General features: G+C 60.5%; 16 protein-coding genes. All 16 read right to left on the reverse strand.

The genetic code is table 11. The features are described from left to right. Window positions 1-5 precede the first annotated feature (5 nt). A complete protein-coding gene (locus tag JFV30_RS20315; RefSeq protein WP_207202025.1) occupies window positions 6-1,217 on the reverse strand; it encodes a sensor histidine kinase in 1,212 nt (403 codons plus the stop codon). 110 nt (window positions 1,218-1,327) lie between these two features. Further along, window positions 1,328-2,803: a sigma-54 dependent transcriptional regulator gene (locus JFV30_RS20320; RefSeq protein WP_010166043.1), complete on the reverse strand. Its 1,476-nt coding sequence runs from the start codon at window positions 2,801-2,803 to the stop codon at window positions 1,328-1,330. Between the two features lie 172 nt (window positions 2,804-2,975). Next, window positions 2,976-3,272 carry a flagellar protein FliT gene (locus tag JFV30_RS20325; protein ID WP_201125029.1) on the reverse strand — a complete coding sequence of 99 codons (297 nt, stop codon included), beginning with the start codon at window positions 3,270-3,272 and terminating at the stop codon, window positions 2,976-2,978. Between the two features lie 24 nt (window positions 3,273-3,296). Next, the gene (fliS, locus tag JFV30_RS20330) at window positions 3,297-3,686 is read right to left on the reverse strand and encodes a flagellar export chaperone FliS (protein WP_026077955.1); all 390 of its coding nucleotides are present in this window, start codon (window positions 3,684-3,686) and stop codon (window positions 3,297-3,299) included. Between the two features lie 143 nt (window positions 3,687-3,829). Further along, window positions 3,830-5,227 (reverse strand): flagellar filament capping protein FliD, encoded by a 1,398-nt coding sequence (fliD, locus tag JFV30_RS20335; RefSeq protein WP_201125030.1) that lies wholly within the window; start codon window positions 5,225-5,227, stop codon window positions 3,830-3,832. Between the two features lie 80 nt (window positions 5,228-5,307). Next, window positions 5,308-5,670 (reverse strand): flagellar protein FlaG, encoded by a 363-nt coding sequence (locus JFV30_RS20340; protein ID WP_201125031.1) that lies wholly within the window; start codon window positions 5,668-5,670, stop codon window positions 5,308-5,310. A 75-nt stretch (window positions 5,671-5,745) separates the two neighbouring features. Next, on the reverse strand, window positions 5,746-7,185 hold the full coding sequence (locus JFV30_RS20345) for a flagellin N-terminal helical domain-containing protein (protein WP_201125032.1): 1,440 nt from the start codon (window positions 7,183-7,185) through the stop codon (window positions 5,746-5,748). Window positions 7,186-7,453: 268 nt separating this feature from the next. After that, the gene (locus JFV30_RS20350) at window positions 7,454-8,383 is read right to left on the reverse strand and encodes a ketoacyl-ACP synthase III (RefSeq protein WP_003214601.1); all 930 of its coding nucleotides are present in this window, start codon (window positions 8,381-8,383) and stop codon (window positions 7,454-7,456) included. 303 nt (window positions 8,384-8,686) lie between these two features. Continuing rightward, window positions 8,687-10,270 (reverse strand): flagellar hook-associated protein 3, encoded by a 1,584-nt coding sequence (locus JFV30_RS20355; protein ID WP_201125033.1) that lies wholly within the window; start codon window positions 10,268-10,270, stop codon window positions 8,687-8,689. Window positions 10,271-10,284: 14 nt separating this feature from the next. Beyond that, entirely contained in the window at window positions 10,285-12,318 is a 2,034-nt protein-coding gene (gene flgK / locus JFV30_RS20360) for a flagellar hook-associated protein FlgK (protein ID WP_201125034.1), read from the reverse strand. A 10-nt stretch (window positions 12,319-12,328) separates the two neighbouring features. Beyond that, window positions 12,329-13,588, reverse strand: coding sequence for a flagellar assembly peptidoglycan hydrolase FlgJ (gene flgJ / locus JFV30_RS20365; RefSeq protein ID WP_010166030.1), 1,260 nt, complete (start codon window positions 13,586-13,588; stop codon window positions 12,329-12,331). 4 nt (window positions 13,589-13,592) lie between these two features. Next, window positions 13,593-14,681 carry a flagellar basal body P-ring protein FlgI gene (locus JFV30_RS20370; protein WP_169389231.1) on the reverse strand — a complete coding sequence of 363 codons (1,089 nt, stop codon included), beginning with the start codon at window positions 14,679-14,681 and terminating at the stop codon, window positions 13,593-13,595. Between the two features lie 27 nt (window positions 14,682-14,708). Next, a complete protein-coding gene (gene flgH / locus JFV30_RS20375; protein WP_010166028.1) occupies window positions 14,709-15,404 on the reverse strand; it encodes a flagellar basal body L-ring protein FlgH in 696 nt (231 codons plus the stop codon). Window positions 15,405-15,457: 53 nt separating this feature from the next. Further along, on the reverse strand, window positions 15,458-16,243 hold the full coding sequence (gene flgG, locus JFV30_RS20380; protein ID WP_017477441.1) for a flagellar basal-body rod protein FlgG: 786 nt from the start codon (window positions 16,241-16,243) through the stop codon (window positions 15,458-15,460). Between the two features lie 61 nt (window positions 16,244-16,304). Next, the gene (locus tag JFV30_RS20385; protein ID WP_003214611.1) at window positions 16,305-17,045 is read right to left on the reverse strand and encodes a flagellar basal body rod protein FlgF; all 741 of its coding nucleotides are present in this window, start codon (window positions 17,043-17,045) and stop codon (window positions 16,305-16,307) included. 315 nt (window positions 17,046-17,360) lie between these two features. Continuing rightward, entirely contained in the window at window positions 17,361-18,917 is a 1,557-nt protein-coding gene (locus JFV30_RS20390) for a sigma-54-dependent transcriptional regulator (protein ID WP_201125035.1), read from the reverse strand. Between the last annotated feature and the right edge of the window lie 27 nt (window positions 18,918-18,944).

The raw sequence follows: 18,944 nt of genomic DNA on the forward strand, positions 1-18,944 counted from the left end.
ACCTTTTACTCCGCGCTGACGGCGCATGAAAACAGCGGCAGCGTGATCAACGCGCACGTGCCTCGACCCAACCGGGAATGCAGCTGCAATTCTCCCTGATGCGCACGGGCGACCGCCTTGACCACGGTCAGGCCCAGGCCGGTACCGTTGGTTTTGGTGGTGAAAAATGGCTCGCCCAGGCGTTGCAGCACCACCGGGTCAATCCCGCTGCCACTGTCGCTGATGCTCAGGCGCAAGGTGTCGCCACGGTTGTACAGGTGCACTTTGAGCCGCGCCCCGGGGCCACTGGCCTGGGTCGCGTTTTCGATCAGGTTGAGCAGCGCGCCCACCAGGGTGTCGCGGTTGCACAGCAACTCGCCGTGATGGCTGTCGCACTGCCAGCGGACTGAGGCTTCCTGGATATGCGTGGCGGCGGCAGCTTGCAGCGACTGCATCAACGCGGCCGGGGTGACGCGGTCGGTCAGCGGCAATTCGCCACGGGCAAACACCAGCATGTCGCGCACTTGATGTTCCAGCTCGTGCAGGCGCTCTTTGAGGCGACCGGCAAAACGCTGGTGGGTGGCGGCCGGCAATTGCTCATCAGTCAAATGACTGGCGTAGATCAGCGCGGCGGACAACGGCGTACGAATCTGATGCGCCAGAGAAGCGACCATCCGCCCCAGCGATGACAGGCGCTCATGGCGAGCCAACTGGTCTTGCAGATGACGGGTTTCGGTCAGGTCGTTGAGCAGCACCAACTGGCCGGGCTCGGCATCCAGGGAACGGGTGGCGATGGACAGGCGGCGGCCGTCCTTGAGGGAGATTTCGTGGCCGTCGTCTTCTCGCGGCGCAAAGCAGCGGGTGATGACTTCGCGCCACAGCTCGCCTTCCAGGGGCAGGCCGAGCATGTCGCAGGCTGCCGGGTTGGCTTCGCGCACGCGGCCCTGGTCGTCGATGACGATCACGCCACCGGGCAACAGGTCGAGGAGGTTTTGCAGACGGTTGGCCAGGCGTTCTTTCTCGGCCAGCTCTTCCATGCGCTGGGCACTGACCACCGCCAACTCGCCTTTGAGCTCGGAAACCCGGGCTTCCAACAGGCTGTAGGAGTCAGTCAACTGGCTGGACATCTGGTTGAACAGGGAAAACGCCTGCTCAAGCCCAAGGCGGCTGATCTGCTCTACGGAGGGGGCAGGCCCCTGAATGTCAGGGACCGAAGATAGTTGGGCGGCGTGGGGCATCATGCTCTCTCGCTTGGCTGACCGTCAGTTAAACGGAACGTTGCGAGTGCTGTAGCAATACCCGTGCCTAAAAAAATAGGCTTAGTTTTCAGTCAGTTGAAAAACAGGCGTCAATCATCCGCCTGTTCATCACCTTCGCGACGGCTCATGCCGTACTTGCGCATCTTCTCCACCAGGGTGGTGCGGCGGATGCGCAGTCGTTCGGCAGCGCGGGCGACGATGCCGTTGGCGTCGTCGAGCGCTTGCTGGATAAGGCCTTGTTCGAGGCTACCGAGGTAGTCCTTCAAGTCCAGGCCTTCGGGCGGCAGCATGGCGGTGGAACCGAAATCCGGCGTATGGCCGTTGATGGCCACGCGCTCTTCCAGGTCGCTGCGCAGGCTGTCGACCAACTGCTCGTCTTCGTCGTCGACGTAGCGGAATTTCTTCGGCAGCTCGACCACGCCGATCACCCCGTACGGGTGCATGATCGCCATGCGCTCTACCAGGTTGGCCAGCTCGCGGACGTTGCCCGGCCAGCCGTGGCGGCACAGGGACATGATCGCTGCCGAGTTGAAGCGAATCGAGCCGCGTTTTTCGTGCTCCATGCGCGAGATCAGTTCGTTCATCAACAGCGGGATATCTTCGACGCGCTCGCGCAGGGGCGCCATTTCGATCGGGAATACGTTGAGGCGGTAGTACAGGTCTTCGCGGAAGCTGCCGACCTCGATCATGCTTTCGAGGTTTTTGTGGGTGGCGGCAATAATGCGCACGTCGACGCTTTGGGTCTTGTTGCTGCCCACGCGCTCGAAGGTGCGCTCCTGCAGGACCCGCAGCAGCTTGACCTGCATCGGCAGCGGCATGTCGCCGATTTCGTCGAGGAACAGGGTGCCGCCGTTGGCCAGCTCGAAGCGCCCGGCACGGCTGGTGATCGCCCCGGTAAAGGCACCCTTCTCGTGGCCGAACAATTCACTTTCCAGCAGTTCTGCCGGGATCGCCCCGCAGTTGACCGGCACAAAAGGCCCGTCGCGGCGCTTGGAATGGTAATGCAGGTTGCGCGCGACCACTTCCTTGCCGGTGCCGGACTCGCCGAGGATCAACACGCTGGCGTCGGTGTCGGCCACTTGCTGCATCATCTGGCGCACGTGCTGGATCGCACGGCTGGTGCCGACGAGGCTGCGGAACAGGTTCGGTTCGCGGTGACGGCCGCGCTCGCGGGCCTGGTCGTACATCTCGCGGTAGACCTGGGCACGGTGCAGGGAGTCGAGCAATTTGCTGTAGCTGGGAGGCATTTCGAGGGTGGAAAGAACGCGGCGGCGCTGGTCTTCCGGAAGGTCCACAGAAGAAATATCGCCCATCAGCAACACCGGAAGGAACTCATCCCAGGTTGACAGTGTCTTTAACAAGCCCAGAACGGCGCCAGGAGCATTTACCGTCCCGATCAGCACACAAATGACTTCACGGCTCGACGTCAACGAGCTGACCGCCTGCTGCCAGTCATGGCTGCCGCAGGGTAGATTTTCTTCGCCAAGAAAATTCAGGATCACCGCCAGGTCGCGGCGCCGAACGCTATCGTCATCGATCAGCAGGATTTTGGTTTCACGCCACATGCAATAGCAACTTCCCTAGTAAAACTCTAATGCCCTCGAGTTGGGGCAATCTAGAAAAGCTGTAGGCATTTTCTGCGCTACAGCTTTCTGACGTCTGAAAATAGCACTAGTTAAGTCAAAAAATCGTGCACAGTCAAATTTATGACGCGCTTTGTTCGGATTAACTGAGCCTTCAGCCGAACAGATGGTAAACCTTTGACGCGCTTTCCGCTCGGTTGATCTGCGACATCTCCTCGAATATCGCCTGACGCTCCCCGGTTGTCACCTCAAGCAGCTGCTGATACACCGCCAGCAGACTCTCCAGTTTTTCCCGCAGGGCATCCTCGTCCACCGGCGCATTGCTCAGCGCCTCATCGATCACTGCACGGCACCCCAGGTCCAGTTCGCCGATGGCGTCCCAGTTACGTGCGGCCAATGCATCCATCAAGGCTTCGCGGGTCTCGTCAATCCGTTGCAGGGCGTGACTCATGACATCTTCCTCAGGCCAGCAGGCCTACAGTGTTGCAATACCGTCCCAGCCTTCCTTGAGCGTAATCATCAGGCCGGCGACTTCGTCGATCATCGCGACATCGCTCTTGGTATTGGCTTCGAGCAAGCGCGTGGTCATGTAGGCGTACAGATTATCCAATTGCTGCAAGGCCGCCGGATCATCGGTTTTTTCCGGGTTCAGGCCGTCACGCAAACCAATCAAAATATCGATTGCCTTGCCCAGCAACAGGCCTTTTTGCGCGATGTCGCCACGAGCCATGGCGCCCTTGGCCTGGGCCATGCGGTCCAGCGCGCCTTCCATCAGCATTTGAACCAGACGGTGCGGGCTGGCCTCGGAGACCTGGGCATGGGAATTGACCTTCTGGTATTGGCGAAGGGCTCTCATGGGATTCATGTTTCTACCTCGTGACAGGCAACAGCTAAAAAGAATGGGCTCTGACTATTATGTCGACGGCGTCGCAAAAAACTTTAAGCCGGCGGTCTGCTGAAGGTCGCGCCCGATAAAGCCTTCACTTCAGCGGGCGACCTCATCGAGGATCAGGTGGTCTTGGGATTGTTCAGCGCATCGAGCGTGGTCATTACGCTGGATCGTTGAGCGGTAAGTTGCGCCACCAGGCTGTTCATCGTGGTGTACTTGGCAGTCAGGCTGGTCTTCAGGGCAGCCATGCGGGCGGTCAGGGTGTCCTGCTGGTTTTGCAGGTCCTTGAGGTTTGCCGAGAGTGTCGAAGAACGTGTGGCCAGGACGCCGGTGTTGGTCACCGCATAGGTGTCGGTCGCGGATTTCATACGCGCCAGCAGGCCATTGTCACCGTTGAAGATACCGCCGATGTCGGTGGGGTTGGTCAAGATAGCCGCACTGAACACCTTGTCGTCGATGCTCAACTTACCGGTGGTCTGGTCAGTGTTCACACCAAACTGGGCCAGGGATTTCAACGTGCCCGAACCCGCCAAGGCGTTCAGCTGAGCCCGCAAAGCGGTCTGCAGGCCGCGCATGGTGGAGTCGCCCGTCAGCGCAGCCGCGGTGGTGGAACCGTCCGCGTTGGTGGTGACGGCGGTCTCGGTGTTGATCGCGGTTACCAAGGCGTTGTAGGTGTCGACAAAACCCTTTACCGAACTCTTGAGAGTATCGGTACTGCGCGTGACGCTGATGGTCGAGGCTATCCGATTGGCGTCTCCTGTTACCCCTGTGGGCAAAGGCGACACGGCAGTCAACTTGATACTCACGCCACTGATCGCTTCGGTCAGGGTATTGCTCTTGGATTCCTGGGCGGTACCGTCGATGGTGTATTTCGCATTCACCGGCGCGCCGCCGACGACGGTAGTGCCGGTTTCCAGGCCGGTATTACCGCCCAGGGTAATGTCCGTGCCGGCGCCGGTATTGGACGACGTCACGACCAGGCGGGAACCGGTGGCGTCAGTCAGGATGTTGGCACTCAGGCCGGCGCTGCTGTATTGCGCGTTGATCGAGTCACGCACTTGCTGCAACGTCGCGCCCGGCGGAACGCTGACACCATAGCTCTTACCCGATTGGGAAATCTCCAGGGTCGTCGCGGTAGAGCCTTTATTGACGACTGCATTCGCCCCCGCCGCATAAGTCTGGGTGGCAATCTTCGAGGCAGTCGCCAGCTGAGTGACCACCAACTGGTAGCTACCCGCAGAAGCACCGGCACCCAAGGTAACCGTGGACACGTTGGCATCCGTGGTCGCCGCCGTCAGGCCACCGATACTGGCGTCCTTGGCCATGTTGTCCATGGCGCCGCGGAACGCATCAAGCGCCGCTTGAATCTTGCCAATCGAGGACAACTGGGCGGTCTGCGTCTGCGTTTGCTTGTTGATCTGCGACTGCTTGGGCGCCTGCTCAGCGTTCACCAAGGCCGTAACGATAGACTGGGTATCAATGCCCGTGACCGGGCCGCTGACGGATATATCACCCATGATGTTTCTCCTGATACGGGGCTGGCGCTTTCTTGACGGACGGCGCCTCAAGCAGCTACAGCAACAAAATTCATGCCAGCTCAGACTTTGGCGTCAAACAACAAGCTGCTGGCGTCGTGAAGACTTTGTGCAAGTTTCAATGCGGTTTCCGAAGGGATCTGGCGAATGACTTCGCCGCTTTCGGTCGCAATGACTTTGACCACCACCTGATGGGTGGAGTCATCAATGGAAAAATCCAGTTTGCGCTGGGCAGCCTGGACGAATTCGCGAATATCCTTGACGGCCTTTTCCAGGTCGTCCGGTTTCGTTTCCTGCTTGGGCTTTACTGCTGCGACGGTTGCATCGACCTTGGGGGTCTGCGCGTCGGCAGTCACAGGGGCAGGCGCACTCTGTGGCGCTGGGGCAGCAGGATAAGACAGGTTCAACTTGACGCTCATGTCCATGTCCAATCTCCTCATCACGCAAAAGACAAAAGGGCACGTAAACGCGCCCTTCCGTCAGTCATCTACCGGTCGCTATTACTGAAGCAGCTTCAGTACAGCGGAAGGCAGTTGGTTGGCCTGGGACAGGATCGCAGTGGAAGCCTGTTGCAGGGTTTGTTGCTTGGTCAGCTGAGCAGTTTCTGCAGCGTAGTCAACGTCCTGGATCTGACCGCGAGCGGCGCTGGAGTTGTCCGAGATGCTCTGCAGGTTGGCAACGGTGTTGTCGAAACGGTTTTGTACAGCACCGAGGCCAGCACGCTGGGAGTCGATGTCGGAGATCGCTTGAGTGATCACGTCGATCGCGTTTTGCGCGTTAGCAGATGTGGTTACATCAGTGTTGTTCACGGTAGTTTTGGTGGAGTTGGCAGCAGTACCGGTAGCTGCGAACAGACCAGTCACACCAGTGCCGCTCAGCGAGTAGCTGCTGCTGGAGTTCAGGGACACTGCGCCGACCGCGACCAGTGGAGCAGCAGTCAACGCGGCAGAAGTACCGTAAGTACCGTCGCCACCCTTGGTAGCAACCTTGATAGCAGCAGCACCGGTGTCACCGGCATTAAAGGTCAGGTTTTCGCCAGTATCGGATTTGATCGACAGGCTGTCGGTCGACGAATCGTAGTTAACGCTGATGCCCAGCTTCGCAGCGTTGGACTTCAGTTGGTCAGCCAGGTCGGAAGTGCTGGTCACACCAGTGAACTGGACCGCAGTACCACCGCCGACTGCCAAGGTGAAGTTGGCGCTTGCTGGGGTTGCAGCCTTAATGGCAGCGGCATCAACGGTGAACTGGGCTTCAGTGCTGGCAGTAGCCGCCAGGCCACCGACTGCTCCGTTCAACGACGCGGCAATGGATTTGGCAGAAGAAGTAGCAGCAACGTTCACGGTAGCCGACTGACCACCACCGGTAACGGTAATTGGACCAGCTGTAAGAGCAGTGCCTGGAGTCAGGCCTTGAGTTTTCAACTGCTGCGAACCGATGCTGTTGGCTGCAACGTTACCGATGCTCATGTCGATAGTCTGGTTGGCGTTGGCGCCGACCTGGAACGAAGTGGTACCGAAAGAACCGTCCAGCAGGTTCTTGCCACCGAAGGTAGTGGTGGTAGCGATACGGGTCAATTCAGCAGTCAGCGCTGCGTATTGAGCCTGGTTCGACTTACGGTCTTCAGCGCTTGGCGAGCCGTTGGCGGATTGCAGAGCCAGGGTACGCATGCTTTGCAGGATGTTGGTGGACTGCTGCATGGCGCCTTCAGCGGTCTGAGCAATCGAGCTGCCGTCGTTGGCGTTTTTGATTGCAACGCCCAGGCCGTTGATCTGGCTGGTCAGACGGTTGGAGATTTGCAGGCCGGCCGCATCGTCTTTGGCGCTGTTGATACGCAGGCCGGAGGACAGACGCTGCATGGAAGTTTGCAGGGCGCCGGAAGCCTTGTTCAGGTTGTTCTGAACGGTCAACGAAGCAAGGTTAGTGTTTACTGTTAAAGCCATGACGAAATCCTCGTGGGGTTGTTTACTGCGGCTTCCGGCCCTGGCAACCGCCGGGTGTGGCCTAGAGAACCTTCGTAATAGTTATCGTCGTGAATGCAGGTTGCTTGAGGACTTTTTTGATTTTTTTTACTAGCACCGTGCCACCCCTTGTAATTCAAGCATTTACGATAGCCCAACCCCCAGCAATTGCTGGATTTTTTGGCGTCAAATAAAAAACGCCCATGATCTTTCGATCATGGGCGTTTTTGTGTGCAGCGCCTTTAAAGCTTCAAGGGCGGTGCAGAATCGCCGAACCCCAGGACAAGCCCACGCCAAAACCGCTGATCGCGACGCGCTTCCAGGTGGAATCGAGCATGTGCTTTTCCAGCAGCAGCGGAATGCTCGACGACACGGTGTTGCCAGTCTCGACCATGTCCTTGATGAATTTATCTACCGGAGCATCTTCAAAACGCCGGGCCACGGCGTCGACAATTGCCGCACTGCCCTGGTGGATGCAAAACGCATCAATCTCGTCGGCCTTGAGGTCCGATTCGTTGAGCAGCTCGTGCAGGTGCGCCGGTACCTTGAGCAACGCAAAGTTGAACACCTGGCGGCCGTTCATGAAGAATACGCCGTCGCTGACCTTCAGGTGCGGCGCACCGGAGCCGTCAGTGCCGAACTTGGACTTGCCCAACTGCCAGGGCGCGTCTTCACCCATCCAGGTCGCCGTCGCGGCATCGCCGAACAGCATGGTGGTGTTGCGGTCTTCCGGGTCGACGATCTTCGAGTACGGGTCGGCAGTCACCAACAGGCCGTTTTTCAGGCCGGTGGCTTCCATGAAGCCCTTCATCGCATAGATGCCGTAGACATAGCCCGAGCAGCCCAGGGAAATATCGAAGGCCGCCACGTGCGTCGGCAGGCCCAGTTTGTCCTGGACGATGGCCGCGGTGTGAGGCAAACCCTCTTCGTCGCCGTTCTGGGTAACGACGATCAGCGCGTCAATGGATTCGCGCTTCAAATCGGGGTTGTTGGCAAACAAGGCGTTGACCGCCTCGACGCACAGATCGGAGGTTTCCTGCGCGGCATCCTTGCGCGGCAGGAACGCCGACCCGATCTTGCCAATGATGAACTCTTCATCCTTGGCGAATTTGGCACCCTGGGCGTAGTTATCGATCCCGTCTGCCGGCACGTAACTGGCGATGCTTTTTATGCCAATCATTGTGGCTTCCCAATACTAAATAGCTGGAGAACACCCCGCGAGACACGTCGCCGGGTGCTGACAATAATGGGGATAACCCCGCAAAAAACTCGCCGAAAACCGCCTTTATACCCTGGCGGCAGGCCCTCGCAGAGACCTGGCGACGACCTATCCTTTTCACACGATACAGTGAAGATGCGCTTTATGACTCACAGGTCACTCAATTTTCTGCGCTTTATGCGAAACACGGGGACATACAAGCCCCAAAAACAACAACGGCCCACCCCGTTTCCAGGGTGAGCCGCCGGGTGCCGCCGCCGAAAATCACATCTTGCTGAACAGGCTCAGCTGGGAGATTTTCACGAACGCCAGTTGCGAGGCCTGCAACATGGTCTGCTGCAAGGTCAGGTCAATGGCGGCCTGCCCCATATCAACGTTCGCCAGCGACGACATGGTGGAGGTATTGGCCAGGCCCAGGCTGGTGTTTTCCGTGCTCTGGATATCCATCGCATTCTGGCGCGCACCGATGGAGCCGCGCACCTGGTCGATCTGCGCCGAAGCATTGCCCAGGTTGCCAATGCTGGTGGCGACCACGTCCTTGAGGTTGTTCAAGGCGACCGGGTTGCCGTCTGCCGGGGTTTCCAGGGCCTTGCGCAACTGGCTCAAGGTGTCCAGGGCATTCATGTTCTTGTTGCTGGTGGCACCGACCGAAAACTGGTCACCGGCGCCGGGCGTGCCACTCACCCCAAAGGTCACGCCCGCCGTGGTGATCGACGTCGCGCCGGCCGCCATGGTCCCGGAGGCAATGGCCTTGCTGTTGGCAGTGTACGGCTGGGCGAACACCTGATAGTCGGTGCCACTGGTGAACTTGATCACCGCACCCGAGTTGGGAAAGGTGTTGGTATACGCCGCCTGGTCCGTGACGCTGCCACCGGTCAGTTGCGCAGTGGACGCATTGCTGGCCGTGCGCGAGACACTGAAGCTGTCCGGCTTGGTTGCCAGGCTGAATTCCTTGCCTGCCACCAGCGCATCAGAGGCCGCGCCCGGCGCAACGTCCTTGCCGAGGTTCAGCCGAATGTCGAACGTGACGCCCCGCAGGTTGATGCTGGAGGAGCCTTCCTTGGTGGAGTCGAACGTACCGTTACCGGTGATCTCCGACGTGACGTCGTTGCCGTCCTTGTCGGTCACGCTGTACTGGGTGCTGCTGGAGAAGGTCAGCTTATACGGCTGGCCATCGGAAAAGCTCTTGGCAAACGTTGTGCTGGAGGTGATCAGCCCTGCCGAGATGCCCACCGTGCCGTCATTCACCGCAGGCGGCAGCAACGTGGCCTGGGTGCGACCAGTGTTGGACGAGCTCTCAAGCAGCGCCTTGCCGGTATCGCCCATCGAGATCGACAGGTTGTTCGAAATCTGCAGGCTCAGAGGCGTCTCGTCACCCTGGTACGAGTAGGTACCGTCGTTGTTGCGGCTGTACGGCGGGGTGTCGGTCTTGGCACCGGAGAACATGTAGTTGCCGCTGGAGTCCTTGGAGTTGAGCAAGCCCAACACCTGGTCTTCCAGCGCGCCAACCTGGGCGGCCAGGGCCTTGCGATCGTCGTCGCTCTTGCCGATGTTACCGGCCTGCTGCGCCAATCCCTGGGCGGTTTGCAGCGCGGTATTGATGCTCTGCAGCACACTTTCTTCGTTGGTCAGGGAGTTTTGCAGGGTGGTGATGTTGGTGTTGTACTGCCCCAGCATGTCTTTCTGCTGCTGCAGCATCAGCAATTGGGCGGCGGCCACCGGGTCATCGGAGGCGGTCTGCACGCGAACGCCGGAGCTCGCCTGGTCCTGGGCCTTCACCACACCGGAATAGTTGTCCTGGTACTTGGCGGAGCTGGTGTCGAAATACTGCTGTGTAGAAATACGCATCGTCCCAGACTCCCTTAAAGTGCGTTGATCAGTGTGCTGAAGGTTTCCTGCGCCGCCTTGATGATCTGCGACGACGCGGTGTAGTACTGCTGGAACTTGATCATGTCGCCCGCCTCTTCATCCAGGTTGACCTGGGACACCGAGTTGGCTGCGGCCTTGTTCGCGGTCAGCAGCGCGCCGGTAGCGGTGCTGTCGGTATTGGCCTGGGCGGCCTTGGAACCCACTTGGGACACCAGGCGGCTGTTGGCACTGACCAGGCTCACGCCCCCGTTGCCGTCCGTCACGCCGACGGTTGCCTTGGTCTGCAGGTCCAGCAGCGACTGGGCGTTACGGCCGTCGGAAGTTGCGCCACTGTTGAAGGAGAACGTGGTGCTGTCGTCCTTGGCAGGCGAGCCGCCCACGGTGGTATCAAAACTGAAGCTCTTGCCCGTGATCACCGCGCCGCTGGCATCGCGCATCGGCACGTTGATGGTGATCTTGTTGCCCTGGCCCGGGATGATGCTGCCGGTGCCGATCGGGTTACCCTGGGCGTCGCTGACCGTGTACGGCTGGGTGCCGTCCGCGGCCTTCTCGCCAAACACCATTTTCACCGGCATCGAATTTTCGATCCCGGTACGCAACTGGGCCGTGTCGGCACCGCCGTGAATATCCAGCGGCACACTCAACTGCGGCGGCGTGAACGTGCCGGTGCCGCTGTTCTTGCCGGCAACGCCGGCCAACGGCCCGGCGAACGCGAGTTTATTCGGGTCTGTGAGGTCGACACCGATGCCGGTGGCGCCATTGGTGGTCGGGCTGACCTTGAAGTTGTCACCGGCCGCCATCGGCCCCTTGCCATCCAGCGCCAGGGTGAAACCGTCGATGACCGGCGGCGGCGTGGTGGTGGTATCGAACGAGCCCATGGCCTTGCCGTCGGAACGGACCACGTTGTACTGGTTGCCGCTGGTAAACGTGACCTTGTAGTCGTAGGTGGTCAGCTTGCTGCTGTCGGCAATCGACACGTTCAGGTTGCCGGAGCCGGCACTGTTACCCGCCGCTGCCTGGCTGCGCTGGGAAATGGCAGCGGCCGTGTTGATGTCGGTGAACAGCGAGGAACCGAAATCACCGTTGAGGTCCAGGCCCTGGCCCAGCTGATTGTTGACGGTATCGGCGGTGACAATGGCCAGCCGGCCCAGGTCATTGATGGCCGGCATCAGCACATCGCTGCGATAGCGCATCAGGCCGCCAATGCTGCCGCCGCTGACCACCGAACCGATGTCCATGGACGTACTGCCCATGTTGATCTGGATGGTGTACTGGCTGTTGTCGGTCTTGCTGGGCACTGCCGAAATGGTATTGGCGATATCACCTTCTACCAGCGACTGCCCGGTGCCGGTGGTCACGCTGAGCTGGCCGTTCTTTTCGGTGGCCGTGACGCCGATCAGCTCATTGAGCGAACGGACCGCTTCGGTGCGTGCATCCAGCAGGTTGGCGGGCGCGCTGCTTGAGGTGCCCTGGGCCTGGGCAATCTGTTTGTTCAGCGACGCAATCGAGGAGGTCAGTTTGTTGACCTGGTCACTCATGGTGCTCAACTGGCCGTTGATGCTTTCTTTCTGCTGGCTCAACTGCGAGGAGATGGCGTTGAACCGGTTGCTCAAGGTCTGGGCACTGGTCACCAGCAACTGCCGGGCGGACACATCACTGGGGGTGGCCGCAGCGGTCTGGGCTGCCGCGAAAAAGGCGCTGAGTACCGCCGACATGCCGGTGCTCTTGTCCGACAGGGTCTTGTCGATCGCACTGGCCTGGCCCAGGTAGGCGTTGGCATCGCTATTGAGGGCGGTGCTGTTCTGGTAGGCGGTATTGAGGAAATCGTTGTACACCCGGCGCACATCCGCCAGGGTCGTACCGGTGCCGATATACACACCGCCGAACGCGTTCGAGGCGTTGGCGTTCTGGGTGGTCTGCTGACGCGAGTATCCCGGGGTGTTGACGTTGGCGATGTTGTTACTTAAGACCGACAACGATCCTTGGGCGGCATTGAGCCCCGACATCCCGATATTGAGCAAACTCATGATTCAGACCTTATAAATGAGTGGAAGCGCCCGCGGCAGCGTAGTTCTGGTAGCTGTTCATCGTTTTTGCAATCTGCGAAATCTTGCTGGCGTAATCCGGGTCGGTTGCATAACCGGCTTTTTGCAACTCGCGCACAAACTGTTCCGGGTTGTCGGCTGATTTCACAACTTCTTTATAGCGATCATTGCTTTGCAGCAACGTCACCAGGTCATGGAAGCTGTCCTGGTAGGAATTGTAGGAACGGAACTGCGCCGTCTCCTTGACCATCGCGCCATCACGAAACTCGCTGGTGATCGCGCGGGCCTGTTCACCCTGCCAACTCTGGCCGGCCTTGATGCCGAACAGGTTGTGGCTGCTGGTGCCATCCTCGGCACGCATCACCGACTTGCCCCAACCGGTTTCCAGGGCGGCCTGGGCCACCAGGTAGCGTGGGTCGACGCCAATCCGCGCGGCAGCCTGCTTGGCCATCGGCAACATGGTGGCGACAAATTCATCCTGCGAGCTGAAGGCTTTTTTCGCCGGCGCCAACGGTGGCTGCGCCACGGCGCGACCGTAAACCTGCATTTGCCCGCGAGGCAGTGCGGCAAGGCTGCGGGCGGTGCTGTTGACCACACCGTCATCGGCGGCACTGTTACGCAGCGGCGCGGCCTTGGCGGCAGTGGTGGCCTCGGCGCCCGGCACAATGCCGGCCAGCAGGCGATCGGTGAGCTTGCTCGGCAACGAGATGCGGCGCTGGTTCATCAACGCGATGTCGTTGGCGTGGGAGTTGGTGCCCTCGGGCACCGCCACCCGATACGCCCACAATGGCCGCTGACCATTGCTGCGGCCCAACGGGCCATCGGCCTTGGTGCCAGCGGCAATTTCGGTGGGCACATCCACCTTCTTCTCAGCTTTATCCGGGCCTTGCAACGTGGCCGCCTGGGCGTCCACCGGCTTGTTCTTCTGCATCTGGCGCAGCAACACGTCGGCCAGGCCGATACCGCCGCCCTCGCGAGACAGCGAGACCGCCAATTGCTGGTCGTACATTTCCTGATACTGCTTGGCCGCCGGTGTATTCAGCGGGTTGTCCTTGCCCAGGGCTTCAGTGGCCGAACGCATGGACTTGAGCATCTCGCCAAGAAACAGCGACTCGAATTCCTGCGCGACCTTGCGCATGTTGCCGTCGCTGTTCTTGTCGCCGACCTTCAACTGGTTCAGCCGGTTGAGGTCGGAGTAAGAACCCGAATCCGCCGTGCTGCTCAGGCCGCTCTTGCGCATGTCCATGGCCATGGCGTCAGATCACAATCAGGTCGGCTTGCAAGGCGCCGGCCTGTTTCAAAGCTTCGAGGATCGCCATCAAGTCGCCGGGCGCTGCGCCCACCTGGTTCACCGCACGGACAATCTCGTCCAGGGTGGTGCCGGGGCCGAACTTGAACATCGGCTTGGCTTCCTGCTGGGCATTCACCCGCGAGCGTGGCACCACGGCGGTCTGGCCGTTGGACAACGGGCCAGGCTGGCTGACGATCGGGTCTTCGGTGATGGTCACGGTGAGGCTGCCGTGGGTCACGGCGGCCGGCGAAACCTTCACGTTCTGGCCGATCACGATGGTACCGGTACGCGAGTTGATGATGACTTTGGCCACCGCCTGGCCCGGGTCGACCTCAAGGTTTTCCAGCAGGGACAGGTAATCGACACGCTGGCTTGGGTCCAGCGGTGCGGTGACGCGAATCGAGCCGCCGTCAATCGCCTGGGCCACGCCCGGGCCCAGCAGGTCATTGATCTTGTCGACCACACGCTTGGCAGTGGTGAAGTCCGAACGGTTGAGGTTCAGGGTCAGGCTGTTGCCCTGGTTGAAGCCGCTGGGCACGGTGCGCTCCACCGAGGCGCCACCGGGAATCCGGCCGGCCGACGGCACGTTGACGGTGATCTTCGAACCGTCGCGGCCTTCGGCATCAAAACCGCCCACCACCAGGTTGCCCTGGGCAATGGCGTAGACGTTGCCGTCGATACCTTTAAGAGGCGTCATCAGCAAGGTGCCGCCGCGCAGGCTTTTCGAGTTACCCATGGACGAGACGGTGATGTCGACCACCTGCCCCGGCTTGGCGAACGGGGGCAGGTCGGCACTGATGGACACCGCCGCAACGTTCTTCAACTGCACGTTGCCCGAGCCCGGCGGCACCTTGATGCCGAACTGCGAGAGCATGTTGTTGAAGGTCTGCAGGGTGAACGGGGTCTGGGTGGTCTGGTCACCGGTGCCGTTAAGCCCCACCACCAGGCCGTAGCCGATCAATTGGTTGGACCGCACGCCGGAAATGCTGGCGATGTCTTTCAAGCGCTCAGCCTGGGCGCCTGCGCTCAGGGCCAGCAGCAACATCGCAGCCATCAGCTGTTTGAAGTTCAAAGTGATCACCTAGAAAGGGAACAGCGGGCTAAGAAAGAAACGGTCAAACCAGCCCGGCTGACTGGCGTCAGCAAACGAACCCGTACCCGAGTAGGTGATGCGTGCATCGGCAATCCGTGTCGACGGCACGGTGTTGTCGGTGGAGATATCGTCTGCGCGAACCATGCCCGCAATGCGCACCAGCTCGTCACCGGTGTTGAGGGTCATCCACTTCTCGCCGCGTACGGCGATGATGCCGTTGGGCAGCACGTCGGCCACGGTCACGGTGATCGAACCGGTCAGGCTGTTGCCCTGCCCGGCCGCACTCTTGCCGTTGGTGGCGCGGTCGCCGCTGTAGCCGGCGTCCAGGCTCAGGTCACCGCTGCCCAGCGGGTTGTTGGTGTTCGGTACACCGCCAAACAACGAGGTCAGGCCGATGCTGGTCTTGCTGGTCTTGCCGATCTGCGAGTTGGCGTTCTTGCTCGCCTGGGTCTTCTCGTTGAGGGTGATGGTGATGATGTCACCGACCCGGAAGGCCTTGCGGTCGCTGTACAGGTTCTGTTCGAAACCGGCCTGGTAGATCGAGCCATTGTTGGCGGCCGCCGGCAACGGCGTGCGCGGCAACACCGGCGCATAGTACGGGTCATTGGGCTTTGGCGTCGGGGCGACACAGCCCGCGAGCGCAGCAATCCCACTCAATGCCAGAACAGAAACATAGCGATTCATGACCCATACCTCACGGTGTTGCAGGCGCCGTCAATGGCGCCCCATAGACTTGATTACAGATTCTGCGTTACGAACGAAAGCATCTGGTCGGCGGTGGAAATCACCTTGGAGTTCATCTCGTAGGCGCGCTGAGTGGTGATCATGTTGACCATCTCTTCAACGGTGCTGACGTTGGACGTTTCCAGGGTGCTTTGCAGGGTGGTACCAAAACCGTTGAGGCCCGGGGTGCCGATTTGCGGCGCGCCGCTGGAGGCGGTTTCCAGGAACAGGTTATTACCGATCGCCTGCAGGCCGGCCGGGTTGATGAAGTCGGCGGTTTGCAGGTTGCCGATCACCTGGGACGCCGGGTTGCCGGCCACGGTGATCGACACGGTGCCGTCGTTGCCGACGGTGAAGGTCTGGGCGTTGTTGGGCACGACAATCGCCGGCTCCAGGGCGAAACCGTTGGCGGTCACGACCTGGCCGTTGGCGTCCAGGTGGAACGTACCGTCACGGGTGTAGGTGGTGGTGCCATCCGGCTGCAGAATCTGGAAGAAACCTTTGCCGTTGACCGCCAGGTCCAATGGCTGGCCGGTTTGCTGCAGGTTACCGGCACTGAAGTTCTTCTGGGTGCCCACAATCGCCACACCGGTACCCAGTTGCAGGCCCGACGGCAATTCGCTGTCCTGGGTCGACTGCGCGCCCGGCTGCTTCTTGATCTGATAGAGCAAGTCCTGGAACTCGGCGCGGTCACGTTTGAAACCCGTGGTGGACACGTTGGCCAGGTTGTTGGAAATGGTGGTCAGGTTGGTGTCCTGGGCGGACAAACCTGTTTTGGCAACGTATAGAGCCGGAAGCATGTTCTTCTCCTTCGTGCGCCTGTTTTATGGCGCCGCGCTACAAAAATTAGTGTGGCTGCTATCAGCTCATCGCCAGGACGCGGGTCATGGCCTGGTCGTCTTCTTTGGCGCTGTTCATCATCTTGATGTGCAATTCGAACTGCTTGGACAGTGCCAGGACCGCCGTCATTTCTTCGACCGCGTTCACGTTGCTTGCCTGCAGAAAGCCCGACGTCAGCTTGACGTTGGCGTCGGCTTGCGCCGGCTGGCCATCCTTGGTGTGGATGGTGCCGTCGAGGCCCTTGGTCATGTTCTTGAGGTCGGGCTGGACCAGCTTGATCCGGTCCACTTCAGCCATCACCCGCGGGCCTTCACCCATGGCGCGGATGCTGATGGTGCCGTCCTGGCCGACTTCGATCTGCTGCTGGGGCGGCACCGCGATCGGGCCACCGTTGCCCATGATCGGCATACCGTTGCCGGCCCGCAGCACGCCCAGCGCATCGACGTTCATGCTGGCACTGCGCACGTAGGACTCGCCGCCATCCGGGTTTTGCACGGCCATCCAGCCGTCGCCGCTGACGGCCACGTCAAGGTCACGGCCGGTTTCAATCATGGCGCCAGGGGAAAAGTCCGTGCCTGGACGCTCGGTCAAGGCAAAGGCCCGCGCCGGAAAGCTGTCACCGAACACCGGCATCGAGCGCGCCTGCTCCAGGTCACGCTGGAAACCATTGGTGGAAACGTTCGCCAAGTTGTTGGCGTGGGCCTTCTGCGCCAGTGCATTCTGGCTGGCGCCGGTCATTGCCACGTAAAGGTACTTATCCACGCTCTTTCCTCTTTCTGACGGACGCTTGCCGCCCACCGCTGTACTGATGAGGCTTAAGCAATTTGCGAACCAACTTTTTGAAATGAGGGAAAGTCCAGGCGGGGCGGGGGTTTGCGGATTGAGTTGCGGAATCGGGGGCGCGGTAAGAGTCGAAAAAACGGCGGACTTATGCCGCTTACGGCAAGCGCGGGTATCAAGAACGACAAAGATCAAATGTAGGAGCTGGCTTGCCTGCGATGGCGGAGTATCAGCCACTACCTGTTTTGCTGACCCACCGCCATCGCAGGCAAGCCAGCTCCTACAGTTCTAACCGCGCTAGGCCTTGAGGACTTCATAGTCCCGCAGTTTATTGGCAATGGTGGTGTGGGAAACCCCAAGCCGCTTACCCAACAGCCGACTGCTGGGATGTTCGGCATACAGCTGTTCCAGCACCGCCTTTTCGAAACGACCGACAATCTCTTCCAGGCCGCCTTCCAGGGAAAAATCCCCCAGCGGCTGGCGCACGCCATAGTCCGGCAGGCGAATGTGCTCGGCCTTGACCGTACCGCCCTCGCACAACGAGACCGCCTGGAACAGCACGTTCTCCAACTGCCGCACATTCCCCGGCCAGTGGTAATGACTGAGCCGCTCCATCGCCCCCGGCGCCAGCTTGGGCAGCGGGCAGCCAATCTGCCGGCTGGCCTGATCCAGAAAGTGCTCCACCAGCGGCGGCAAACCGTCGAGGCATTCGCGCAGTGGCGGGATATGCAGCGAGAGCACGTTGAGACGGTGGTAGAGGTCCTGGCGGAATTCACCCCGGGCGCACAGCTCGGAAAGGTCGACCTGCGTCGCGCAGATCACCCGCACGTCGAGGTACACCTCTTCATCGCTGCCTACCCGGCGAAAGCAGCCGTCCTGCAAAAAGCGCAGCAACTTCACCTGCAACCGCGCGCTCATTTCCCCGACACCGTCGAGAAACAACGTGCCGCCCGCCGTCAGCTCCAGCAGCCCCAACTTGCCTTCCGCCCTCGCCCCTTCAAAGGCGCCCGGGCCATAACCGAACAGCTCGGTCTCGGCCATGGACTCCGGCAAACCGGCGCAGTTGAGGGCCATCAGCGGCGACTGCCCGCGCGGGCTGGCGAGGTGACAGGCGCGGGCCAGCAGCTCCTTGCCGGTGCCGGTTTCGCCTTCTATTAATAGAGGCGCATCCAGCGGTGCCATGCGCCGGGCTTCACGCACCACGGCGGCCATGACTTTTGAGCTTTGGAAAATGCTGTCGAAGCCGCGCAATTCTTGTTTGCGCACATTGTAGATACGCTCACCGACGCGGTCGGCACGGTGCAGGGTCAGCACGGCGCCGGCCATGGCTTCGCTGTCGTCATGCTCGGAGGATTGCAACGGCGCGATATCGGCCAGGAACACATCGCCCTTGACCTTGACCCGCAGGCCATTGATCCGCGATTTACTGGCCCGCACCAGTTCCGGCAAATCAAAGTCTTCGGCATAACGCGACAATGGAATGCCGGGCACTTCATCCACTCGCACGCCGAGCAACTGCGCCGCCGCACGGTTGGCAGCGACGATGGAGCCGCCCATGTCGATAGACAGCACCGGAAACTCCAGCGCACCCAGCAGAGCGTTGAGCTCCATATGCCGACGCTCGCTGGGCATCAGCCCTACCCGCTTCACACCAAATACCCCGGCGATCGCTTCGAACTGCGGGCGCAGTGCCTGGAACTGCAGGTTCACCAGATTCGGGCAGTACAGGTAGATGGCGTTGCCATGCTCGCCGCCGACCTCGCCCTTGGCCACGTTCACGCCGTACTCCACCAGCAGGTTGAGGATGTCCCGCAGGATGCCGATGCGGTTCTGGCAATGCACTTTGATACGCATGAGAAGGCCCGAAGAGGTGGAGGCGCC

Source organism: Pseudomonas sp. TH32, assembly GCF_016650855.1.
Taxonomy (GTDB): domain Bacteria; phylum Pseudomonadota; class Gammaproteobacteria; order Pseudomonadales; family Pseudomonadaceae; genus Aquipseudomonas.